Origin of the sequence: Methylophaga sp. UBA4204, from assembly GCF_002379485.1 — a bacterium.
Taxonomy (GTDB): Bacteria; Pseudomonadota; Gammaproteobacteria; order Nitrosococcales; family Methylophagaceae; genus Methylophaga.
Map to the genome: position 1 here is coordinate 1 of NZ_DFTU01000071.1, position 2,512 is coordinate 2,512.

2 protein-coding genes are annotated in these 2,512 nt (G+C 44.4%); one reads left to right on the forward strand and one right to left on the reverse strand.

Going from position 1 to position 2,512, the window contains the following annotated elements; genetic code table 11:
• Window positions 1-360 precede the first annotated feature (360 nt).
• The gene (gene gltX, locus B3182_RS10250) at window positions 361-1,764 is read right to left on the reverse strand and encodes a glutamate--tRNA ligase (RefSeq protein WP_292354679.1); all 1,404 of its coding nucleotides are present in this window, start codon (window positions 1,762-1,764) and stop codon (window positions 361-363) included.
• Between the two features lie 91 nt (window positions 1,765-1,855).
• On the opposite strand from gltX, the gene B3182_RS10255 reads away from it, so the two are divergent.
• Window positions 1,856-2,512, forward strand: a 657-nt coding sequence (locus B3182_RS10255; protein WP_292752664.1) for a quinoprotein relay system zinc metallohydrolase 2, incomplete at its 3' end; no start/stop codon positions are given.

Consider the following 2,512-nt stretch of genomic DNA (forward strand, 5'->3'; position numbering starts at 1 on the left):
ATTTGAGTCAGTTCGCTGTAACGTTGGTTAGCATAGTTACCTGCTGGCATAACCCAGTTATTAGCATTTTTTTGCATATCGATGAGTTCATCAGCAGCCACCAGACCTGGTGCTGCTAATCCCATCATTGCAATTGATAATGTTTTCAGCTTCATAAAGTTGTCCTCTATTGCTTTTTAGTTTTGTACGTCACGATTTGTTCGGATGAACCTCATGCGTATGACGAACCTTAATCCGACTTCCCGGGTTCGTCAAGAACTTTACACAACTTTTTTATGAGTATTTCCATCTTATTTTCGGGAAGATTTTCCCGACAACATAAGCTTTTGAAATTTAACAACTTTATTTTTCAGCTAAAAATCAGGCATGATCTTTGATCCATCTAATTGCAGACTGAATAGCGGTGAGTGCGCGCTCTCGACCATAGAGCTCTAAAGTCGCATCCAAGGAAGGAGAAATCGTATTTCCTGTTATCGCTACCCGTATTGGCTGTGCCACTTTGCCCATACCAACTTCATGTTTGTCAGCACAGTTCTTGATGACTGAATGAATCGGTTCAGCCAGCCAATCTTTGAGCTCAGTCAATTCTGCCAATACGGCTTCTAATAATGGCAAGCTGGCTTCAGTCAGATTTTTCTGTGCAGCCTTTTCATCATAGGTTTCGACGTCCCGGTAGAAGTACACACTTGATTCCGCCATCTCTTTAAGAGTTTTGGCACGCTCCTGCAACAACACCACAACATCTATCAGTGCTGGACCATCAGCAGGGTCGATACCCAACTCACCCATATGCCAGCTCAAATGCTGTGCAACGTGTTCCGGGGAACTGGTTTTAATATAATGCTGATTAAGCCAGATTAATTTATCCGTATTAAAGCTGGATGCTGCTTTGTTCACATCCTGGATATCGAATAACTGCGTCATCTCAGCAAGAGAAAAAATTTCCTGATCACCATGAGACCAACCTAATCTGACCAGATAATTCAGCAATGCTTCGGGAAGATATCCCGCATCACGATAACTCATGACACTGACTGCTCCATGTCGTTTGGACAGGCGTGCGCCATCATCACCTAAAATCATCGGTACATGAGCAAAAACGGGTGGTTTAGCGCCCAGTGCTTTAAAAATATTTATTTGCCGTGGAGAGTTATTCAAATGATCATCACCACGGATAACGTGGGTCATCTGCATATCCAAATCATCTACCACTACGGTTAAGTTATAGGTGGGCGTGCCATCTGGACGGGCGATAACCAAATCATCCAGCTCACTATTCTCAAAAACCACATTGCCTCGAATGGCATCTTCAACCACCACTTGGCCCACGGTAGGGTTTTTAAAGCGGATAACCGGTTCAACACCTTCTCGGGGAGTGGATAGATGACGGCATCGTCCGTCGTATCGTGGTTTTTGCTTATTGGCACGTTGCTCTTCACGCATTGCTTCCAGTTCGTCTTTACTGCAATAACAGTAATAAGCATCGCCCTGATCCATTAGTTGCTGGATAATTTCCTTGTAACGATCAAAACGTTGCGTTTGATAAAAAGGGCCTTCGTCATAATCCAACCCCATCCATGTCATGCCTTCGAGAATCGCGTTCACCGATTCAGCTGATGAGCGTTCGATATCGGTATCTTCAATCCTTAATACAAAACGGCCGCCATGTTTTCTGGCATAGAGCCATGAAAAGAGTGCGGTACGGGCGCCGCCTACGTGAAGATATCCTGTCGGGCTGGGTGCAAAACGCGTACGAATTGTCATAATCAAAAGTTCTCTGCTAGCTATGTGGATGTATTGCGATAAAGTGCGTTATTGTAACAGTTCAGACGCTGACAATTAGTGAGTCATCAACATGCGTATATTAATTTCATTTCTATCTATTACTGTTTCATCCTTTGCCTTTGCCAGCAGTCTTCAGGCAGACAACTATAAGGTGCAGCAGGTTGCTGAAGGTGTTTTTTACCACCAGGGCAGCCACGAAGAAGCGGATGCTAAGAATCTGGGCGCCATTGCCAATGTTGGTTTTATCATTGGTGAGCAATGCATTGCCGTCATCGATAGCGGCGGCAGTTTTCAGGAAGGTAAGTTATTGCGTAAAACCATCCGCCAGCATAGTGACTTGCCGATCTGTTATGTTATCAATACCCATGTGCACCCGGATCATGTTTTAGGAAATGCAGCTTTTAAGACCGATAAGCCGGAATTTGTAGGTCACGAAAAATTACCGGCTGCAATGGCCAGTCGACAGCAACACTTTGCCAGACAGTTTTCAGAGATTTTGGGTGATGCCTACAAAGGCACCGAGTTTATCGAAGCGAAGACCCTGGTTAAGGTTGGCTCACCATTAACATTGGATCTTGGTAACCGGCCACTGATTTTAACCGCATTTACCACGGCGCATACTGATCATGATTTAACCGTTTATGATGAAAAAACCAGTACATTATGGACCGGTGATTTATTATTCGTTGAACGTATTCCGGCCTTGGATGGCAGTATTAACGGCTGG